The sequence below is a fragment of the Flavobacterium rhizosphaerae genome, from assembly GCF_046000445.1.
Taxonomy (GTDB): domain Bacteria; phylum Bacteroidota; class Bacteroidia; order Flavobacteriales; family Flavobacteriaceae; genus Flavobacterium; species Flavobacterium rhizosphaerae.
On record NZ_JBELPZ010000008.1, the window covers coordinates 103,141 to 124,640 of the forward strand.

A 21,500-nucleotide genomic window follows, 5' to 3' on the forward strand; every position below is an offset into this window, starting at 1 on the left:
TCATAACCAAACCTTAATTTTAACATTTTATCTCGCAGCAACAGCTTCAGTAAACAATTTGTTATTGTACTTTGTTACCAGCGTGAAGTTCTTAGCGTTGATTTTACTTACATCAAACCTTTTTGTAAGTTTTGTTTCTCCGGCAGCTACTTTTTCGTTGTAAAGCTCTGTATTATTCTCATCATAAATAATGATCTGTACAGGTGTTTTTTCAGCATTAAATATGTTTAAGGTAATAATACCTTTATCATCTTTAGTAACTACAGGCTTATAAATTTGTGACGTTTTTTCAGATACTACTGCATTTTCTGAATTTATTACCACTTCATGCCTTAGTACTTTAGAACCGGTTTCAGTTTCAATAAAATAAGTTCCTTCAGGAAAAGCAGTAAGGTCATATGTTCTGTTAATTGCTTTACCCTCTTTACTTTGCAGGTTTTCAGCGAAAAGCTCATTTCCTTCTGCATTATAAATTGCAACGTGTACGTTAGCAACTTCATCCATTGTAAAGCTAATTACTTTACCCATACCTTCTTTCACCCTTATTGAGGAGTTCTCACCTGCATTGGCAGCGGCTACAGTAAAAAATACGGCAAGTGCTAAGCAAAATTTCATTAGATTTTTCATATTATTTCTTTTTTGAAATTGTTTCTATTTTTATACTGCTAAATTACAATGATACACCATAGATACATACAACAATATTTACCAATATATATGCTATATTAACTTTTCGAAAACGTTTTTTTGTTAAAAAAAGGGAATTTACATGTGTTTTAAGTATATTTGAAGTGAAAATTTCAGAAAAAATGAAAGCAATTAAAACAGCGGCATATGAGGTTGTTGAACCCTCTTTCGGCAGCTCGTTCAGCTACAGCCAGTTTAGGCCGGGGATGAACCTCAAAGCACACCTTTGGCATTATCATCCTGAAATTGAACTGGCTTTTATAAACGGGGGCAGTGGCAAACGCCAGATAGGCAGCCATGTATCTTATTATACCGATGGTGACCTGATACTTATAGGCAGTAACCTGCCGCATTGTGGTTTTACCGATGTTTCTACAGGCAACAGCAATGAGGTTATTATACAAATTAAACCCGGCTTTATGGGTGATGCCTTTATGAACCTGCCCGAAATTAAAAGCCTGAACGGCCTTTTTGACCGCGCGCTGGGAGGCATTGCCTTTGGTAAGGAAACCAAAGCAGCAGTAGGCCAGCTGGTAGAAGAAATGGCAGACCTGGAGCCGTTTGAACGTTTATTGAAACTGTTAGAGGTATGCCACAAACTGGATGAGGCCGATGATTATAAAATACTTAACGCACAGGGCTTCTCGCTGGAAACACAGGTACAGGATAATGACCGTATTAATATGGTATTTAATTATATAAAAGATCATTTTCTTGAGCCTATAGCTTTAGAAGATATGGCCCATAAAGCCAGTATGACAGTACCCTCGTTTTGCCGCTATTTTAAAAAAGTTACCAATAAAACATTTGTAAATTTTGTAAACGAATACCGTGTGGTGCATGCCTGTAAGTTATTGGCAGAAAAACAGGTACCCATAGCCGAAGTATGCTATGAAAGCGGCTTTAATAATTTTAGCCATTTTAATAAATCGTTTAAAGAGTTTACCGGTAAAAGCGCCTCGCAGTACCGCAAAGAGCTAAAGGCACATTTGCAGTAGTATAGTAAACTTTGGGTATGGCGGCTGGTTTAGCTTTTATCAGTAAACAATAAAAAAATTAACACATTTAATATAACAAAAATATTTTTTGTAGTTTTAACTCCGTTTTGGTTACTTAACCAATAACTAAAAATATACTGCCTCCCGGCACAGGTTATTTGTATTTTACTGCTAAATGCATGGGGTTAAGTTTGGGTTTTAATACCGTGAAAATTATGGCAATTACAATTACCGCCGGGATGGCAGTTTTTTCTTCCTCTATAAATCCACATATTTACATACATAATTTGTTTGAAATCATCTGATATAGTGGTGTGGTTTTAAGTCGCATTTTTCGATATTCGGAAGAAAATTCAAACAATAAGTTTTCTTATAAATTGTATCTTGCAGCCCAAATACACTTTTATTATGAAATTACTACGGATATTATTTCTTTTTATAGCCCTGCCGGCTGTGGCGCAACAGGGTGGCATGTGGATTCCTTCGCTGCTTGACGGCATGAATGAGAAAGAAATGAAAAGCCTGGGCATGAAAATGTCGGCCAAAGATATATACGATGTAAATCACTCCAGCCTTAAAGATGCCGTACCCCAATTTAACGGTGGCTGTACCTCAGAGGTTATTTCGCCGGAAGGCCTGCTGCTTACTAACCACCATTGCGGTTATGGCGAAATACAGGCACACAGCACTGTAGAGCACGATTACCTGACAGACGGTTTCTGGGCAATGACCCGCGAAGAAGAACTGCCCAACCCCGGTGTGGTTGCCACTTTTATAGTAAGTATTGAAGATGTTACCAATAAAGTGCTGGAGGGCACTACCAGCCTTACAGACGAGAAGCAACGTCAGGAAAAAATACAGCAAAACATAGCTACCCTTACCAAAACCCTGCCTAAAGAAAGCTGGCAGGAAAACAGCATACGTACTTTTTATGAAGGCAACCAGTACATGCGTTTTGTTACGGAAACGTTTAAAGACATCCGCCTGGTGGGTGCACCGCCTTCATCTATAGGGAAATTCGGATCTGATACGGATAACTGGGTGTGGCCGCGCCATACAGGAGATTTTTCTATGTTTCGCATTTATGCCGATAAAAACAACCGCCCTGCGGAATATAGCGCCGATAATGTGCCGTATAAACCAAAACATTATTTTCCTATTTCACTAAAAGGCGTTAAAGAAGACGATTTTACACTGGTATTTGGTTTTCCGGGCCGTACTACAGAGTATCTGCCTTCGGTAGCGGTAGCACAACTTATAAATGCTACAAACCCTGCCAAAATAGAGGTGCGGGATGAAGCCCTTAAAATTGTAGACGGCTTTATGCGTAAGGATAAAGAAATAAAAATTCAGTATGCTTCTAAATACGCCGGCATAGCCAATTACTGGAAGAAATGGATTGGCGAAACACAAGGGCTTATAAAAACCGATGCTGTTGCAAAAAAACAAGCCTATGAAAAAGGCTTTTTAATCCAGGCCAAAAAAGCAGGCCAGCTTGATAAATACAATAATCTGTTTACTGATTTTGAAAAATACTATAACGAAATTGAGCCTTACCAACTGGCGCGTGACTATTTTATTGAGGTAGGCCTTAGAAATACAGAGCTGCTTACCGTTGGATTCAGGCTATACCAACTGGAACAGATTTATAAGTCAAGGGGAGCACAATCGTTTACTGACCGTAAGGCCAACACCATTGCATCACTTGAAGAAACCTATAAAGATTACAACAAAAATGTAGATGAAAAGGTTTTTGAAAAGCTAATTGCCCTGTATGGTGAAAAATCTCCGCAGGAGTTTGTACCCCAACAATTAAAGGGTATAGATTATGCCGCACTTACTAAAGAGGTATATGGCACCTCTAAGCTAACCTCTTATAATGGGGTAAAATCTCTTTTAGAGGGCGATGCCGCACAGGTATTTGAAAAACTTAATGCAGATAAGAGCTACCAGGTTATTAAAGCTATGGCTGATAGTTACTATGAAAATATAGCCTCTGAATATGAAGCACTCACATTAAAAATAGACGGACTACAGCGCGACTACATGAAAGGTATTTTGGAATTAAGCCCGAAAGATGCGCGCATATTTCCGGATGCCAACAGTACTATGAGAGTAACGTATGGCAAAGTAAAAGGCTATGAGCCACGAGATGCTGTATATTATGAACCGGTTACTTACCTTGATGGCGTTATTGAGAAATACGTTCCTGGCGATTATGAGTTTGACGTTCCACAAAAACTAATAACACTATATAATAATAAAGATTATGGACAATATGGCGAAAAAGGTAAAATGCCTGTATGCTTTATAGGCACTAACCATACTACGGGTGGTAACTCCGGCAGCCCGGCTATAGATGCAAAAGGTAACCTGATAGGTTTAAATTTTGACCGGGTATGGGAAGGCACTATGAGTGATGTATATTACGATCCTTCTATTTGCCGCAACATAATGGTAGACATTCGCTATGTGCTGTTTATTATTGATAAATATGCAGGAGCGGGGCATTTAGTTAAAGAAATGGAAATAATCAGGAAATAAGTTTTTACTGCATTATTTTTATCGCATTTTTAATAAAACAACCTCATTAAATTAATTTAATATAAAAATGTTAAAAATTACAAGGGTTTTTATAATATTTTGATTTTCAATACTAATTGCACCAATAATTTTTTTTTAATAAATATATTGCAGTATTGAAAAATTTATATCTTTGCTCCGAATTAATAATTAACCTTTATAATTTAGTAAGATGAAAAAAGTTGTTTTAAGCCTTGCACTTGTAGCTATGCTAAGTGTTTCTTTCACTTCATGCAAGAAAACAGAAACTGAAGAAGTAGAGACTGAAAATGTTGACACTGTTGTAGCTCCTGAAGTAGAAGAGCCGATGACTCAAGATGTTGACACAGTTGCTGTTGACACTGTTACTACTACTGAGACTACAGTTGTTGAGTAATTAGCTTCAGACTCAAAAGACATAAAGCTCCGCCACGCGGGGCTTTTTTGTTTTATATATATTATTTATTTACTTCTCACCTACACCCGCCTGTCAATAAAATTAACCGGTTTACGGCTCATAGGAGTAAACATTATACGGTTTAATTCCTGCGGGGCAACAAACTCTATTTTAGGTGTAACCCTTAGTTTAGCCCTGAAATGATCTTTAATCTGGTTTAGCAAATTATCTGTGGGGTCTGCCACACCCACTTTTATCAATATTTCATCGGTACCAAGGTTATTGGTAGTAATTTCTATAATATGGTTTTGTATTTCTGTAAAAGAATTGAGCAAATCATTCATAGCAGGCGGATACAGCGTTGTGCCTTTATACTTAATCATTTGCTGTTTACGCCCAATTACTGGGCCAACCCGCAAAGTAGTGCGCCCGCATGGGCAGGGTTCTGCATGTAGCTGAACTATATCGCCGGTTTTAAAGCGCACTAAAGGCATACCTTCTACCCCAAGGGTGGTTATGGTAAGTTCACCACTGCTACTATTTACAACAGGGCGGTCATTTTCATCAAGTATTTCCGTTATAATAAGCTCCGGGTGGTGATGCCCGCCCCTACCATAACCGCATTCGGCAAAGGCAGTACTCATTTCTGTAGAGGCATAAGTAGAAAAGAGCTTAATATCCCACTTTTCTGTTATTTTTTTTGACAATGTATTAGGCGTAAAATCCTGATTACGCAGGGGTTCGCCGATACATACCGCACCTTTTATTCCACATGCGTTATAATCTATACCATTTGCCTCGGCATATTCTATCAGTTTCAGCAAAAAAGAAGGTACTGTAATTAAGTATGCCGGCTTAAATTTTACTATGGAATCCCATTGCAGTTCCGGCACCCCGGCACCTACGCGTATTACCCCGGCACCCAGTTTGCGTAAGCCTAAAAAATAGGCCAGCCCGGCCATAAAGCGACGGTCTATGGTTGTCATTAACTGCACCACATCGCCCTCTTTAACACCAGAGCATAAAAAAGAAATGGCCTCGTTATATGCCAGGCGGTCAAGGTCTTTATCGGTAAGCCCAAAGGTTACCGGTTTACCCGATGTACCTGAAGTGGTGGTGTAGTCTATTATCTTTGTTTTGGGTACACATAAAAAGTCATCATTAAACTCCTGTAAATCCTCTTTAGTAGTAACCGGTATACGCTCAAGGTCTTCAAGAGTTTTTATATGTGCTGGTTCAATACCGTTATGTTTAAAAAGCTTTTTGTAAAACGGCGAATTTTCTGCTACGTAATGCAGGGTATCCTGCAGGAGTGTTTCCTGGTATATTTTTATTTGCTCTTGCGTTTTGGTTTCTATAGAAGGGATAGTCATTCTCCGCCGGATTTTCGGGTTGCTTTATTCAGGTATTCTTGTGTGGCTTCCCTGTCCGGGAGCGTGGTAATTACTTTTGTAAGCGCTTTTTTAAACTGCTCACGCGCAGCGGTGTAGTAGCCTTTATCATAATAGTAGCGGCCCACTTTGTAGTACACCACCCAATAATCAGGGTTAAGTGCTTGGTATTCTTTTATAAAATCAACAGAAAGGCCTTTTTTGTCTTCAAGCCCCCTATCTATAATACGGTCCTGCTTACGAAAGGTTTCATAATCCCAGTAGGCTTGAGAGTGCACAAACGGGTCTTCCGGTATCAGTAATGAATCTATACCCATAGGTTTACCGGTAGTTCCGGTATCCTGGCCTTTAAAAATCTCATTAAGGTCATACGCTACATAAGCACCAAGCATATATGGTGAAGAAGCCACCCATACCAGCCTTTGTTCCGGCTTAAAAATAACCGAATGGTGCGCTAGTAACTGATTAATGGCTTTTTCATTACCATAACCCAGGGCTATACCGTTAAGCCCTGTAGTACTCCGCATTATGGTGGCAGCCTTTACCGGGTTAATTTTATCATTTTGATCTAATAACTGCGTCATCCGTTCAAAACGGTACTCTGAATGGCTGTCGCGTATGGCGGCCCTGTTATTATCGTCATCTTTATAAGCGGCGCCCTGAAAATGGTTGGTACATATTAGCTGTGATGTATTGGGCACATCATATACATCCAGTTTATTAGGCGACACTTCTATCAGCACCGCTTTATGGTCATTAGCGCTGCCTACCATAATACTTTCAGATACAAATACTTTGCGCTTTTTTGCAATGGCAACGGCTTCGTCTATATTTTTGGCATATTGCAATATTTCCCTTGTCAAAAGCGAAATAGGTGTTTTTGCCACAAGGGGAATGTCTGATTTGCCTGCATTAATGGTTACCGTAAGCCCCTGCAGGTTCATACCAGACAGTGTGCCTATCATACCTGCCCAGGATACTGACATGAACGGATACCCTTTTTCGGGCTTTACAAAAGATACCAGTTTGTTTTCGGCAAACTCATCGCCGGCATAAAAATCAAGATTACGGGCCAGCAGCAGCAATCCGTCTTCAGATTTATCATCCCAAACAGCAAAAGAAGTACAGCCAACCAATGCCAGATCGCTCAGGGCATGGCCTATATCATGCGCGCCGTGCAGGTACAGGCTGCGCAAATATGGCGGGGCTATATTATCAAACTCATGGGAGGAATAGCGGGATATACCGTAAATTTCTGTTTTATATTCTTCGGGGACGTTTAAGTACAGCTTTCTGTTATACCATTTTAAAAACTGCCTTAGTAGAGCCTGTTTAAATTTAGAGGGTACCAGTTCATCTACCTTTTTCACAAAAGAGCCTTCCTGCTTTTTTATGAGATCCTGCGTTAGCGCGCCGTTAATAAGGCCACGCTGCAACGCATCGCCCTCTACATACAACTCCCAGAGCTGTTGGCGGTTTTTTACCAGAAAATTATTTTTATATGAAAATGAGGTATCAGAATATTGTACCACTACAGGAGGTGTGGCATTATAGCCCTCTAAAATGGGTTTATTGTGCACCGATTTATACGTACCGCAGGCTACCAGCTGCAAAGCTGCGCCAAGCCATAACAGTATGTATAACCGTTTGTGCATTACAAATTGAGCTCGTTATTTATTTTGTTGATAAGGTACTCTTTGCCCAAAATTTCTGAACAGGTTACCACAGCACCAATAGTTACCCCCAACACCCCGTGCATATTTATACTTTGCCCGGTAAGGTAAAGGTTTTTAAGTTTGGTTTTTGGCGATATAAACGTTTTCATGGGGTTGTTAGAGTCTTTTACATAGCCGTATAAATTGCCATACTGCCCGCCAATATAATCACGGTAAGAAAGTGGTGTTGATGTATGTACCGATTGTATACAATCCCTGATACCCGGAAACTTTTTTTCTACTTCTTTAAGAAACTGTTCTGTCCTTTGTTTCTTAAACTCTTCGTAGGCGGCGCCCCGGTCTTCTTTTTCTGCTGTTGTGTTATGGGTATCTGCCCATTGTTTTACATCATTAAAATCCATAAAGGTAATGAGCGTCATGCTTTCTGCCCATTCGCCCTGGTTGGGCGATACGTTCATGGAAGCCATATAGCCTTCGGGCCAGGTTTGGGGTGTGCACTCCATAGCATTCCATACCCGTGTGCTATCTTTAAAATGATAGTAATTGTGGTTAAGGTATTTAAAGGTTTCGGGTTTAAAAACAAGGTACAGGCTAAATGCCGAACCCACCACTTCCAGATTTTGTATACGGTTAAAGAACGATTTGCGGAACTTATCTTCCCCTATCATCTTTAACGTGGTTTTTGGCTCAATATTGGAAATAAAAATATCGGCAAAATATTCGTCACCGTCTTTCGTTTTTGCAGAAATAAGTTCGTTATCGCCATTAAATCCAAAACCAACCACTTCTTTATACTTATAGGTTTCCCCACCGTATTTTTTTAATTGCTTTATAAGCTGTTTGGTAATCTGGCTACCTCCGTTTATGCACCTCCATGAACTCTGCATGTATGAGTTTACTGATAGGGCATGCACATAAAAAGGCGATTTATCTTCTATACCTGCATATAAAAAGTTAGAGCCTGCCAGCACAGCCCTTAATTTTTTATTATTGGTAAGCTTATCAAAATACTCTTTGGCGTTCTCTGAAAGTATTTTGGTATCATAACCTTCAACATTATTCTCTAAATTGTATAGTGGAAATGAACTGCAGGTTTCCTGCAGCTTACGGCAATATTCTTTAAGGTTTTCTTCCTCGTCCGGAAAATAAGTGGTGAGTTGTTTTACAAAATTATCATAGCCCTGTGCATGTGGGTACTCGCGGTCATCATCATCAAATGAAATAACATCATACGCGTCTTCATCCATTTTTTTAAGGCGCAGCTCATCCATTATACCTATATATTTAAAGTAATTATACAGGTTCTGCCCTTTTTCTAAACCGCCAATATAATGTATGCCGGTATCAAAAATGGTTTTATCTCTTACAAATGTTTGCAGGTTGCCCCCAAACTGGTTGTTTTTTTCTAATACGCATACTTTGTATCCTTCCTTTGCAAGGATTATAGAAGAAACAAGGCCCCCAAGGCCACTGCCAATAATTACAACATCATACTTTTTATCCACGTTCTTTTCTTCTTAATACCATAAAACCTTCTTCACGGTGCTCTGTTGTAAAACCTTCATAAGGCATAGCTGCATTGTTAGTAGTAACCAAAATAAGTTTTTCTGCTTTTTCAGGCAACTCTTTTAACAGCTCAATACCTTTTTCATATGCCACCACAATAGTGGTACAATGCACAGCTTGCATATCCTGCGGGTGACTCAGGTAATAAATATCCCGCTTTTTGTTAATATAGCTGGTTTTAGCCACATCATATTTGTCAGGGTCTGCAATATACGTGTAAATTTTTCTTTGTGGCTCCTGAAGCGCTAATAATACAGCTGTTTCGCCGTAATCATCTGCTATATGTAACACACTCCCCTTAGGCTCTATAAAAGGGTTGAGCCTGTAATACACATCTAAATTTTTGTGCAGCCCCTGCTTAACAGCCTGCACAATTTCAGGGTCTTTATACGCAAAGCTATACAGTATCATGCGCTTAAAATATTCCGGGCCTTCAATTTCCCGGCGCATCAGCCTAAACTGCTCTTTAAAATATGTTCCGGTTTTTTTTGTCCGTTCAGTATATCCTTTGCCAAACGTTTCATCCTGCGGAGTAATGCGCGGTAAAATTTTCAGCGTAATACTACCGTCATTCAATATAAAATCGCCTTTTGGCAATACTTCTGAATTACCGTGGATGACTACCGGTATAATATCCAGCCCAAACTCTTGTGCCAGGTAAAATGCGCCTTTATGAAAACGGTTAATATGGTTGCTTACCGATCGGGTTCCTTCGGGGAAGATGACAAGTGAATAGCCCTGTGCTACTTTTTCCCTCAAATGCTCTACACCGCCTTCCAGGCCTTTTGATACCGGATAAAAGCCTGCCAGCTTAACCCCTATACCAAATACGGGCGAATTATATACCCAGTCACTTACCAAGTAAATAATTTTAGGGCTGAGCATACCTATGGCAAGTATGTCCAGAAAAGAAGAATGGTTGGCTATAATTACCGCCGGTTTTTCAAATTTTTCGTTATGTGGATTTATTACCCTCTTTTTTACAAAAGGGTTAGTATACAATACCGATTTCATAAACTTTGACATGGCATACCTGAAAGCCTGCATTTTTCGTTTTCTTTTTACCGGAAGTATGTTGATAAACACAAGGCTGAATACAGACAGCAGGAAACCGCCCAGGCCATAGTAAATAAATGAAAGTATGGAGTGCAGCATGGTGCGCAGCTCCAGTGGAGCCTTACCTTTTTTGGTGCGTTTTGTAAGGAAAAAACGAAATATAAGGGGATAAAAGATAAATGTTATGGCTACTGCTGAGAAAATACCGATAAGCGATACTGATGAAATGGATTTAAGCGCCGGGTGCCCGGCAAAAATTAGTGCGCCTATACCCAGCACCGTTGTAAGTACTGCAAGAATTATTGAGGTACGGTAAGAAGCCATTTCTTTACGGCCAAAAGTGTATTCTTTTTGCAGGGCGCTGGTCATAAAAATACTGAAATCTACCCCATAACCCAAAATAAGGGTGCATACTATAGAGCTGAAAATATTAAGCCGTATGCCAAAAATGCTCATAATACCTGTAGTAACAATACCAGTTATTATTATAGGGATGCAGCTTACCAGTACAAGCTCTATACGGCGGAAGAAAACAAACAGTATAAGCAACACCGCTATAAAAGAATAATTTACAAGGGTATTAAAATCGGTTTTAAGCCCTCCTAAAAAAGTTTCGTTTAACTGCTGGCGGTCTATAACCATAGTTTTTGGGCTTGCCGAAAGTTCTTTTACTATGCCATCCCTCTGGGTACCGGAAACCCTTACAATAGATGCTATAGTATAAAAGCCATCTTTTTTACTAATAAACTCATCAAGGTACAGGGTTTTTACCGCCATATAGTCATCAATGCTTATGGTATGAAACTCTTTATCAAATGTATCATAAAACAGCTGGTAGGCATTTTGTTTAAAACCCAGCTTAGCCCCTTCGTTAATAAGGGCAGATTTTACCTTTTGTTTTCGTTGCGGGGTCCAGAAAGTGTTCCAGCGGTTAATTTTGCTTTGCTGGTCTTGCTGTGAAAGCACTATGCCGCCAATTGAACTATACTGCAGCAGCTTGCCGGCAGCTTTATCTTTGGCCAGCTCATGCGCCAAACGGGTATTGTTTGACATTACCTCTTCGGCGGAGTTTCCATAAGAGGCAATATAGAGTGACTTTGATGCCAGGCTGGTAGACTCTTCCAGGTGCTTTTCTGCATGTTTAACATCATCCGGCACATAATTGAGCTGAGAAAGGTCATTATCAAAAACCACATTCCTGAAGGTAAACAGGCTTACTACAATGAGTATAATACTAAACCCTATAAGCGGTTTGCTTTTATGAAAAGAGAAAGCGGCAACCCTGTCCAGCACGGTATGTCCTTTTTTAGATTTCTTCTTTTTCTCTGTTGGCTTATAGAGGTGCGGCATAAGCAGTAAGGCAAACACCGAGGTAACAATAACGCTGCCAGCAGCAAAAATACCCAGGTCTTTTAACGCATCAGAATTAACAAACAGCAGACATAAAAAGGCTATGGCTGTAGTACTACTGCTCATTATAAGTGGCTTGGCAATATCTTTATACAGTGCCCTTACATCGCTATTATGTTTAAAATGTGTAAGTATGTGCAATGAATAATCTATAGTTACGCCAACTAATATAGAACCTATGCCCAATGAAATTGCCGATATGGTACCCCGTAAGAAATAAAGAAACGCTATTGAAAACAGCACTCCAAAAGCTGTGGGTAAAAACACAATAATTGGTACATATATTTTTTTATAATAAAACATAAAAATAAGTACCAGCAACGTCATGGTAATAGTAATAGTAACATGTACATCGCTCTTAATTTGTGTGGCATTGGCTACGGCTATTACTGCAGAGCCAAAATATTCTACATTTGCTGTACCGCTGTACTGACTGTTTAAGTGGTCTTTAATCTGGTTGAGCTTATTGACAAAAACCGTGTTTTTTTCGGTTTCGCTACCGGGGTATACGGTATTAATAAACAGTAGTAGTCGTTTACCATCTTTAGTAACCACAAAACCATCCTGCAATTCAAAATCGCCCCCTACACCCAATTGCTGTAATTTTTTTAACCCCGTAAAAGAAATACCAAACGGATCGCGCAATATAAAATCTTTGGTAACCAGGCCTGAAGGTGAGATAATTGACCTGAAATTGGCCTGTACTGTATTGGCAATGCTATCCTTGTTTAATTGCTGTTGCAGCTTTGTATAATCGGCATCATCAAGAAACAGGGGCAGGTTATTATTTACAAAACTTATGGCCTCCTGTATGTTTTCATCGTCAACTTTGCCCTGTATACTGCTTACATATTTTTTACACTGCTGCAGGCTATCCAAAAAAACAGTAGCCGCACCGGCAAGCCCTGCAGGTGCGGTATCGCCTTCGGCATTAATAATAACCGTAATTTTATCAGAAAAATTAAGCTGGTTTAAAACGCGGGTTGCTTCTTCAGATTTTTTATTTTTAGGAATGAGTTTGGTAATATCTTCTTCAAACCTGATTTTAGAAGCAAAAAAACCACATAACCCTAAAAAAACCAGTGCCAGCAGCAACGATAGTATTTTATTTCTTGTTACAAAAAAATGTATGGTTATAAATAGTTTATGCATTTTTGCGTATTTTATTTTTATGCAGGGCCGTAAGCAGCAAAAAACTAGTTACCCCAAAAACAAATGCTGCTAAAACTGCCAGCAAAATACTACCCGCAATGTACTGAAAAAGATGCTGGCCCACGGCCTCGGCAAAAGATAAATCTTTATCTACAGTAGCATCGGTTACAAAAAGAGACCCCATTAGTAATGATAAGTATACAATTACTGGAATCATGGGCGGAATGCTGATATGAGAGAATGTAAATGCTATGAGTTTATTGAGTTTTAGCAAATAGGCCAGCAAGAGTACCATAGCGGTTTGCAGCCCCCAGATAGGCGCTATACCTATAAAAACACCAAGGGAAACCGAGAGCGATTTTTTCATTACACTGTCGCCGCTTTCTACTACATTTTCAAGAAAAAACTGCTTAAGGCTTTTTTTTTTATAACTCAATATAAAGTTTCTTGGCTTTATATATAAAAGGCTAATAATTACCAGCACTGTGTTTAAAATGCTTATCCGGGTAAAATCCATGAACGGGCGAAAGTGCGATACACGTTCATCCATATCATACAGTACTTTTACAGGTACATTTTTTACCGGAACACCTTTCCATGCGGTGCGTACTATAACCTCTATTTCAAATTCAAATTTTGGGGTATAATACTTTTTTGGTATTTTTTTTAAGGGATATAGCCTGAAGCCTGACTGGGTATCGGTAAGTTTTATGCCGGTTTCAAACCAAAACCAGAAATTGGAGAATTTATTACCAAAACTGCTTTTTTTAGGCACGCCTTCCTGTTCCATATTGCGGCTGCCGATAAGCAATACTTCGCCCTGTTCTTGCAGTGCATTAATAAATACAGGTATGTCATCAGGGAAATGCTGCCCGTCAGAATCTATGGTTATAGCATAATCATACCCAGCCTGTATTGCTGCTTTAAACCCATAGCGCAAGGCCTTACCCTTGCCCTTATTTTGCGGCTGGGTAAGTACCGTAAGGTTGGTGTATTGTGCAAGTATGTGTGGGGTATTATCTGTAGCGCCGTCATTTACAATAATAATATTGCCGGTATACTGCAACACGCCATCAATAACCCTTTTTAAGGTTTTGCTGTTATTATAAGTAGGTATAATAACACAGCAGTTGAGCTGGTTTATTATATTATAAAATTGTGGCAGCGTGTCCATTATAATGGGATACTTTTTTGAGCACCCAAAGATACTTTTAATTTTTTCTCAGGCAAAAAAGAAGTTGCCTGAGAAAAAACTATGAAATTTAATTGAACGCTGCTTTTTCTTCCTCAGTAAAAGAAGATGATATTTTTACAAAATTGCGGGTAAACTCTTTTAAGTCCTGTGACTGGCTATCAAAATGTTTTACTAAAAATGCTTTATCTTCATCAACATCACGAAAGTATCCGGTAATCTTTGGGGCATTTTCCTGAATATTAAGGCGTATCAGCCTCGCTTCGTAATTATCCGGGTCTTTTTCAATAGTACTTTCCAGCAGTTTTGCCCCTTCGGTAAAATATTTCTTTTTATCAAACAAAGGCTTTGTATACTTTGCTTTTAAAGTAAGCGCTGCCGCCTTATAGGCGGTTATAGTAGCATTGCCCCCGTCTGCATCTTTTACCATATCATACAGCTTGGCGGCAGCATCTTCAGATGTAGAAGCGCTAATATAAACCTGCCTTACTGTAGCAAGGTCTGCCTTTACAATACAAAAGGCTGAAAGAAATAAAAACACTAATTTCATAGGTTGTAGTTTAGTGAAATTAAAATTGGAAAATAGCCGATAGAAATCCTAATTTCTGCTGTAATTACAACTTAATTTTAACGCAACCGTGTCATTAAAGCAGGTTGTGTTTTTAACCTTAATTTCTTCGCCATCCAACCCGGCTATTTCCAGCTCCAGTTTAAGCTCTGGGGTAACCTCGGGATTTATAAGTGCCATAAACTTAACGTTAGAAGCGCTTTTCATGGTAAGCGGCGTGTTGGCTACCTGTTGTGTAAGTTCTTTTATTATCTGCATCATACACACGCCGGGAGTAACCGGGTTGCCAGGAAAATGGCCTTTAAACACATCGTGCGCGGCATTAATAGTTATGCAGGCGGTATATTTGCCTTCAGCAGTTTTATCCAGCGATTTTAGTTTGTAAAAATCTTTTAGCAGCATTTAAAAATTTATTTATTATTAAAATGAGTAGGTTAAACCTATCTGTACTACACTGTTTAGTCTCACGTCGTCAATATCATCATTATAATAATCATCGTCATCATCCCATCCATTAAAATTATTACCAAAAATATCAACAAGGCCAATTTTGTAACGGGCCTCTATACCCATACCAAAACCAAATTCATACCCTAAACCGCCCTGAAGGGTAAGATCAAAGCCCTCTAATTCATCGGATAACTCTTCAAAATTATCGCCTACTTTAAAATCTATTGAAGGCCCTACCATTACCGCAAAACCCTTAAATGTAAATTTATTTATCAAAGCGAATGAAAGATATTGTATCTGCAGGTCTTCCTGCGTTTCATGATATTCATACCCGGGTTCCGGTAAATATAGGGAAGAGTCATAATTATATTTTGTTCCCTGTCTTGAATAGGTAATTTCAGGCTGGAGTGTATAAAACTTAACAAATTTAATACCTACAAACCCACCGGCATAAAAATCAGTTCGGGTTTGGGAATCAGGAAAATTGGTAAAAGTACTAAGGTTCAACCCCGCCCTTACGCCGGGTGTTACTGTTATCTGTGCCCCGGCCTTAAAAAAGGCAAAACTAAGAAAAGCGATTACAATTAATTTTTTCATGGTGTGTAATTATTTGGTTATTGTTTTATTTTGATCTCCCTTTTGCAGAAAAACTATAGGAAAGCCCTAACTGAAATACTAAGTTGGCATTATAATGGTCTATATCAGAATAGGAATGGTTATAAGTACTTGATTCTAAAACATCAATTAAACCGGTTTTTACCCTGCCTTCAACCGTAATACCCATTGGGAATGTATAGCCTAACCCTGCTGTAAAATCAAAATCGACATCAGAGTTAGTGTCTGCATTGGTAGAGGTTACAAAATCGATAGTAGGGCCCAGATGCACATCAAACCCCTTAAATGTAAAGCGGTTAATTATCCCAAACGAAAGATAATTTATATCAAGGTCTACATCTTTTATCCTGTATACCAGCTGAGAATTATCAAAAACAGCTGTTTGCCCTATGGCTCCCTGCCTGCTGTAGTTTATCTCGGGCTGCATGGTATAAAAACGGCTTAGTTTTACAGCCATAAACCCACCGGCATAAAAATCGGTTTTAGTGTTAAAATCAGACCCGGAAAGGTTAGAAAAGTTTACCCCCGCCCTTATGCCCGGTTTTAAGGTAACCTGTGCCTGTGCTGCAAAGGAAAAACAAATTAATAAAAGTGTAAGAAGGTTTTTCATAGCATTACTATATTTAATTGGTTAATTAATTTTTCCTGCCACTTACCGTAAAATTATACGAAACCCCTACCTGAAACGAAAAATTAGTATTATAGTCATCATAATAATTTCCCTGCCCATCATAATAATCTGTAAGTATATCAACAAAACCTTTTTTTACCCTTGCCTCTATAGTAAGGCCAAAAGGCAGCGTATACCCTATACCCGCTGTAATGCCTGTATCGGCATCGGTATCTATACTCTGGTAGGTGTTATTAAGTAAAAAATCAAGTGTTGGCCCTACATGTACATCTATCCTGTCACTTAATGTAAACCTGTTTATAATGCTGAATGAAAGGTACTGTAACGACATATCGTCTATATGGCCATCGCCTGAGTAATTCCCATCATAATAATAGTAATTGTAATATTGCCTGCCCGAAGCGCCCTGCCTGGAATAGTTTACCTCCGGCTGCAATACGTAAAACCGGCTAAGCTTTATGGCGGCAAACGTACCTACATAAAAATCGGTTTTATAATCAAGGTCTGTCTGGGTTAAGGTAGAAATACTGGCCCCGGCCCTGATACCCGGCATAACCCTTACCTGCGCAACAGCTGTAAAGCCCGCAAGCAGCAAAAAGATAAAAAGCGCTTTTTTCATAGTGTGTGATGGTTAATTGTTTATATATTCAAGTGCTATCCTGAGTTTTATGTTTTTATGGTCTATTATAATACTATCAGCAAGCTTTTCACTTTCGGGTGTATATGTAATCACCGTTTTTTCTTTTGACTTAGTGGCATTTACCAGTTTTTTTAAACTACCGGTTGCCTTATCTGTAAAAAGGTAGTTATAGCGTTTTTCGTCTTTTGATTTGTAAACGGTGGTTTTAGAATTTTCATATTGCGCCATGACTTCATGATTCATTTTCAGCAATAGCATAAAATCTTTTTTGAGGGTGTTTACCACAATTTTACGGTCGAATTCTTCTAAAATAAAGTTTACCTTAAAGCTGTCATCAGTAATTTCAAAGTCAAACAGTTTGTTGCCAAACTCAGTAGTAAAGGCTATGCGGTGTGTAGTATCATTTATTTTTTTTACGATGAAAATACCCCCAAAATCTTTTCCGTAAACCGAAATATGTGCCTTATACACATAATCTGTTTCCGGATCTGAAAAATAAGTAGCATGATATTGCTGTATAGCAGTGGGTACCGCATCATACCCTTTAACGGTTTGTACGGCGCATGATGTAAACAATAACGCTGTGCAGGCGCTAATTATTAAAAACAGAATCGGGAACCGGTACATTGGCAGCTTTATTTTTAAAAACAATCCTGGTATAATCGCCCGAAGGCTCTGTCATTTTTACTTCTTCCACCATATTACCTTTTTTATCAAAATACAGTTCCATCTGCTTTATGTATTTTTTTAAGGCTGCATCTTTGGGTACCAGCCTGGTAATATTGTGTGTGCTGTTTTTAAAAAAAGAAATGTCAAATTCATTTTCATCAAACATATTGCCGCTTACACTGCCTACAATAAGTTTGTTGAGCTTATCAAACATTTTGCTGCTACTCAAATCCATAGCACTTTTTTTACCGGCATCATTTATAACAATTTTATTGTCTTTAAACACCACACTATACTGATAGGGCTTTACATATTGCCACAGTAGCCTGTTTGGCGCCTTAAACTTCATTTTGCCGGAAGTTTCTATATCATTAGAAAGAAAATCCATGTGTTTGTACTGCACAAAATCTGTAGTAAGGGTTTTGGTGGTTTTGGCGGTTGTATTAACAGCACTTTTAAAGGCGGTTATTTCTGCAGCAGTCATTTTTTGTTCCTGTGCGTGCGCTGTAAATGCAATAAGGGTCAGTAAAAACACATAAAGCGTATTATTCTTCATAGGCAGGTATATTAAGTAGCTGGTCTACTGTAACCGATTTATAATTATTTTGCTGTAAAAATACCAATAATCGTTCCAAAACATTTACTGTTTTTTGTGAGGTATCATGTAATAATATGATGCACCCGGGAGCCAAACGTTGCGTTACCCTGTTAAAAATTGTGTCTTCATCCGGAATTACAGCATCCAGCGAACGGTTATTCCAGCCAATTACGGTGTGCCCTGTGGCTTTAAGTGCTTTTGCAATGTTAGGATTGGTAACCCCAAACGGCGGGCGAAATAGCAGGGCTTGTTTACTTATGGCATTATATATAGCCTTATTAGCATGTTGTAGTTCTTGTTTTACTTTTTCTGCACTAAAAAAACCCATTTTTGCAGCGTGGCTGTAGGTGTGGTTACCTACCGTATGGCCTTCTTCAATTATTTTTTTTAAAATTTCAGGGTGTTTTTCTACTTGGGTGCCAATACAAAAAAAAGTAGCGGCTGCATTATATTTTTTAAGGAGCTGTAACACTTTAAGCGTTTCGGGCGTGGGGCCGTCATCAAAAGTAAGGGATATGGTATTGGCGGTAACATCAGGATTACCGCAATAGGCTTTTATGTGATAGTTTAGTGTTATTACAGATGAACCGGCTACGGCAATTATTAGCCATAGCAATACCGGAAGTACAAAAACCCAGAATGGCACAACTACCCAAAAAGAAAGGCCGGCCAGCAACAGCAGTGCAAAAAATAAAAAAAAGGTATTTATTCTGTGCTTCAGCATTTGGAAAGTAAAATAAAACTATGGTCACGCCCTTCATACTGATTATAAAGCAATATGTGGCTGTAACTGTTTTTTGATACCGTATTGGCCTTTACTACCTGTGGCACCTGTTGTGTTTTTAGTATTTTGGCAGCAGCCCATAACCCGAATGAAGAAGCGGTGTTAAACTCACCGCTAAGGTGTTTATAATAAAGCTGTGCCGCATCCGGCAATAACTCTGCTATAGGGGCGTAATAACCATCATAAGCTGCATCTCCATTATAGCCCAATACCACAGCATCAACATCAGTAATTGTCAGGTTATTTTGCTGTAAAAAAAACAAAAGCTTTTCAGCTACTTCATTTTTAGTGAGCACATTGTATATTGAAACATCCTTTAATTCGGCATAGGTACTTTGAGACTGAGTGTCTGACAGCACAAAAAATGCCGCTCCTTCTGACATTACAATTCCTTTAGATTCAGAATTAAGTACAGTATACGGCGCTTCACCATCAGGTTTTATTACACCGTTTAACTTTAAAAAATTAACTGTGCTTTGTGCTGTTTCTTCCACACAACCTGTAAGAATGTTAGCCGCTTCGCCTTCCTGTATCTGTAAAAGTCCGTCAATTAATGATGATTCAAAAGATACCGCACCATTTACATAGGTAAAATTATATGACCTGCATTGCAGGCCAAGAGCAATTTGTGCCGCCACGGTATTGTGTGTAGATTGTATAAAAGAGGTTGGTGTAAGAAACTGTTCTTTATTATCTAATACTGCCGTCAGAAACTTTTCTGAATCGATGCTACACCCCATTCCTGTGCCGGTTATTATACCTTCGGGGGTTTCAATACCGGCCTCTGCAAGCGCCCTTGATGAAGCAGCTATGCCGTTTTTTACCCCTTTAGCCATACGCCTACCGGCTGAAGGGGAAATAAATTCTTTATAATCAGGCTCCTGCACAGTAAGCACATTCTCGTTATCATTTACAACAGCATGTTCCAGAAAATCGGCATCAAAGGTTTTTTGTGCCGAAATGCAGGAAGCCCCATTTATATAACATTTTTTCATTAGCTTTTAGAAAACAGCAGTGCCGAACAATTACCCCCAAACCCGAAGGAATTGGACAACACATGATTTATTTGTTTCTGTTTTAAAACAGTTTGCGGAATAAGGTTAAACTCCTCCATAGGAGTAGTAAAGTTAAGGTTGGGGAATATAACATTGTGCTGCAATGCCAATATGCTATATACCGCCTCTATAGCCGCTGCTGCAGCAAGAGTATGGCCTGTAAAAGGTTTTGTAGAACTAAAATCGGGCGTATTTTGCCCAAAAACACGTAGTAACGCCCTGCCTTCAGAAAGGTCATTATTAGGCGTGGCGGTACCGTGGGCATTAATATAACTTACCTCTGAGGGATTTACCCCGGCTACTTTAAGCGCCTTTTCGGTGGCCAGAAAGGCGCCGTCTCCATTTTCTGAAGAAGCCGTCTGGTGGTATGCATCATTGGCATTGCCATAGCCTGAAAGGTATGCCAGTACCGTTTTATTATACTTTTTTACCATGGCATCACTCTCCAAAACCAGAAAGGCAGCGGCTTCACCCAAATTGAGCCCCTTACGGTTGTTATCAAAAGGGGTATTGTAGGTATCGCTAAGTATCATCAGTGTTTTAAAACCGTTAATGGTAAATTTAGACAGTGCATCTGCCCCGCCTACTATTACCCTGTCCAGCTTTCCGGCTTTTATAAGCCGTGCCCCCATCATTATTGAATTGGCAGCCGAAGAGCATGCGGTGCTTATAGTAGTTACCAGCCCACCTTTTAAACCCAGCTGCTCTGCTATTTTGTGGGTAGAATCTCCCGCATCATGTGAACCGATATAACGGCGGCTCTCTTGGTTTTCAGCATACTCATAAAAATAACGCTCGGTCATATCCATACCGCCCACACTGGTAGAGGATATTAACCCGGTACTATGGGCGTTAATATCGGTTATACCGGCATTGGCAACCGCCTGTTTTGCGGCATATACCCCAAGCATGCCCGTACGAGTAAAATTGTTATCTGGCGCAAGGCCCAGAATTTCTTCCAGTTGTTTATTTGTTTTTTTTATTTCGCCTACCTTAATGGCATGCCTGTGTACAGTGGCTATATATTCAATATCAGCTATGCCGGTTTTTCCCTGTACCAGTGCATTATAATTTTCTTCAACAGTATCGCCTATAGAAGAAATAATTCCCATACCGGTAATAGCTACCCCTGTACCCATGTTTTGTTATTTTGTGCGGTGTTCAGATATATAAGCTGCCATAGTATCTATAGACTGGAATATGGCCTTGCCCTCTTTAGGGTCTGATAATTTTATCCCATAATCTTTATCAAGCATTACAATAAGTTCCAGCGCATCAATAGAATCAAGGCCAAGGCCATCGCCAAAAAGCGCATCGCTGCTCTCAATGTCTTCCGGCTTTACGTCCTCAAAATTTAATACTGAAACAATCTTTTCCTTAAGTTCCTGCTTTAATGCTTCCAT

The 21,500-nt window shown here is 39.2% G+C and carries 20 protein-coding genes; 3 read left to right on the forward strand and 17 right to left on the reverse strand.

Going from position 1 to position 21,500, the window contains the following annotated elements:
* Positions 1-27: 27 nt before the first annotated feature.
* Positions 28-627, reverse strand: a complete 600-nt coding sequence (locus ABS766_RS09425) for a hypothetical protein (protein ID WP_408084893.1) — start codon at positions 625-627, stop codon at positions 28-30.
* Positions 628-809: 182 nt separating this feature from the next.
* Here ABS766_RS09425 and ABS766_RS09430 point away from each other — a divergent pair, with 182 nt between their 5' ends.
* The 3 genes from ABS766_RS09430 (at position 810) to ABS766_RS09440 (ending at position 4,644) form a co-directional block, all read left to right on the forward strand.
* Positions 810-1,685: an AraC family transcriptional regulator gene (locus tag ABS766_RS09430; RefSeq protein WP_408084894.1), complete on the forward strand. Its 876-nt coding sequence runs from the start codon at positions 810-812 to the stop codon at positions 1,683-1,685.
* A 408-nt stretch (positions 1,686-2,093) separates the two neighbouring features.
* Complete coding sequence (locus ABS766_RS09435; RefSeq protein ID WP_408084895.1) at positions 2,094-4,229, forward strand: S46 family peptidase; 2,136 nt, start codon at positions 2,094-2,096, stop codon at positions 4,227-4,229.
* Positions 4,230-4,440: 211 nt separating this feature from the next.
* Positions 4,441-4,644: a hypothetical protein gene (locus ABS766_RS09440; RefSeq protein WP_408084896.1), complete on the forward strand. Its 204-nt coding sequence runs from the start codon at positions 4,441-4,443 to the stop codon at positions 4,642-4,644.
* 80 nt (positions 4,645-4,724) lie between these two features.
* Here ABS766_RS09440 and ABS766_RS09445 read toward each other — a convergent pair whose 3' ends face one another.
* The 16 genes from ABS766_RS09445 to ABS766_RS09520 all read right to left on the reverse strand — a co-directional run bounded on the left by ABS766_RS09445 (position 4,725) and on the right by ABS766_RS09520 (position 21,500).
* Positions 4,725-6,017, reverse strand: coding sequence for a phenylacetate--CoA ligase family protein (locus ABS766_RS09445; RefSeq protein ID WP_408084897.1), 1,293 nt, complete (start codon positions 6,015-6,017; stop codon positions 4,725-4,727).
* A complete protein-coding gene (locus ABS766_RS09450) occupies positions 6,014-7,690 on the reverse strand; it encodes a C45 family autoproteolytic acyltransferase/hydolase (protein WP_408084898.1) in 1,677 nt (558 codons plus the stop codon). Before ABS766_RS09450 ends, ABS766_RS09445 begins: the two co-directional genes overlap by 4 nt.
* Positions 7,690-9,216 (reverse strand): phytoene desaturase family protein, encoded by a 1,527-nt coding sequence (locus tag ABS766_RS09455; RefSeq protein WP_408084899.1) that lies wholly within the window; start codon positions 9,214-9,216, stop codon positions 7,690-7,692. The genes ABS766_RS09450 and ABS766_RS09455 overlap by 1 nt, the downstream gene beginning before the upstream one ends.
* On the reverse strand, positions 9,209-12,895 hold the full coding sequence (locus ABS766_RS09460; RefSeq protein WP_408084900.1) for a 1-acyl-sn-glycerol-3-phosphate acyltransferase: 3,687 nt from the start codon (positions 12,893-12,895) through the stop codon (positions 9,209-9,211). The genes ABS766_RS09455 and ABS766_RS09460 overlap by 8 nt, the downstream gene beginning before the upstream one ends.
* The gene (locus tag ABS766_RS09465; protein WP_408084901.1) at positions 12,888-14,069 is read right to left on the reverse strand and encodes a DUF2062 domain-containing protein; all 1,182 of its coding nucleotides are present in this window, start codon (positions 14,067-14,069) and stop codon (positions 12,888-12,890) included. Before ABS766_RS09465 ends, ABS766_RS09460 begins: the two co-directional genes overlap by 8 nt.
* Positions 14,070-14,157: 88 nt before the next feature.
* Positions 14,158-14,637 carry a hypothetical protein gene (locus tag ABS766_RS09470; protein ID WP_408084902.1) on the reverse strand — a complete coding sequence of 160 codons (480 nt, stop codon included), beginning with the start codon at positions 14,635-14,637 and terminating at the stop codon, positions 14,158-14,160.
* A gap of 48 nt (positions 14,638-14,685) precedes the next feature.
* A complete protein-coding gene (locus ABS766_RS09475) occupies positions 14,686-15,057 on the reverse strand; it encodes a 3-hydroxyacyl-ACP dehydratase (RefSeq protein WP_408084903.1) in 372 nt (123 codons plus the stop codon).
* Between the two features lie 18 nt (positions 15,058-15,075).
* Positions 15,076-15,702, reverse strand: a complete 627-nt coding sequence (locus ABS766_RS09480; RefSeq protein ID WP_408084904.1) for a porin family protein — start codon at positions 15,700-15,702, stop codon at positions 15,076-15,078.
* A 25-nt stretch (positions 15,703-15,727) separates the two neighbouring features.
* The gene (locus ABS766_RS09485) at positions 15,728-16,330 is read right to left on the reverse strand and encodes an outer membrane beta-barrel protein (protein WP_408084905.1); all 603 of its coding nucleotides are present in this window, start codon (positions 16,328-16,330) and stop codon (positions 15,728-15,730) included.
* A gap of 25 nt (positions 16,331-16,355) precedes the next feature.
* Positions 16,356-16,970, reverse strand: coding sequence for an outer membrane beta-barrel protein (locus tag ABS766_RS09490; protein ID WP_408084906.1), 615 nt, complete (start codon positions 16,968-16,970; stop codon positions 16,356-16,358).
* Positions 16,971-16,982: 12 nt separating this feature from the next.
* Positions 16,983-17,618, reverse strand: a complete 636-nt coding sequence (locus ABS766_RS09495) for a hypothetical protein (RefSeq protein WP_408084907.1) — start codon at positions 17,616-17,618, stop codon at positions 16,983-16,985.
* Positions 17,584-18,216, reverse strand: coding sequence for an outer membrane lipoprotein carrier protein LolA (locus ABS766_RS09500; RefSeq protein WP_408084908.1), 633 nt, complete (start codon positions 18,214-18,216; stop codon positions 17,584-17,586). Before ABS766_RS09500 ends, ABS766_RS09495 begins: the two co-directional genes overlap by 35 nt.
* Complete coding sequence (locus tag ABS766_RS09505; protein ID WP_408084909.1) at positions 18,206-18,982, reverse strand: polysaccharide deacetylase family protein; 777 nt, start codon at positions 18,980-18,982, stop codon at positions 18,206-18,208. Before ABS766_RS09505 ends, ABS766_RS09500 begins: the two co-directional genes overlap by 11 nt.
* The gene (locus tag ABS766_RS09510; RefSeq protein WP_408084910.1) at positions 18,976-20,037 is read right to left on the reverse strand and encodes a beta-ketoacyl synthase N-terminal-like domain-containing protein; all 1,062 of its coding nucleotides are present in this window, start codon (positions 20,035-20,037) and stop codon (positions 18,976-18,978) included. Before ABS766_RS09510 ends, ABS766_RS09505 begins: the two co-directional genes overlap by 7 nt.
* Positions 20,037-21,236, reverse strand: a complete 1,200-nt coding sequence (locus tag ABS766_RS09515) for a beta-ketoacyl-[acyl-carrier-protein] synthase family protein (RefSeq protein ID WP_408084911.1) — start codon at positions 21,234-21,236, stop codon at positions 20,037-20,039. The genes ABS766_RS09510 and ABS766_RS09515 overlap by 1 nt, the downstream gene beginning before the upstream one ends.
* 6 nt (positions 21,237-21,242) lie before the next feature.
* Positions 21,243-21,500: a phosphopantetheine-binding protein gene (locus ABS766_RS09520; protein ID WP_408084912.1), complete on the reverse strand. Its 258-nt coding sequence runs from the start codon at positions 21,498-21,500 to the stop codon at positions 21,243-21,245.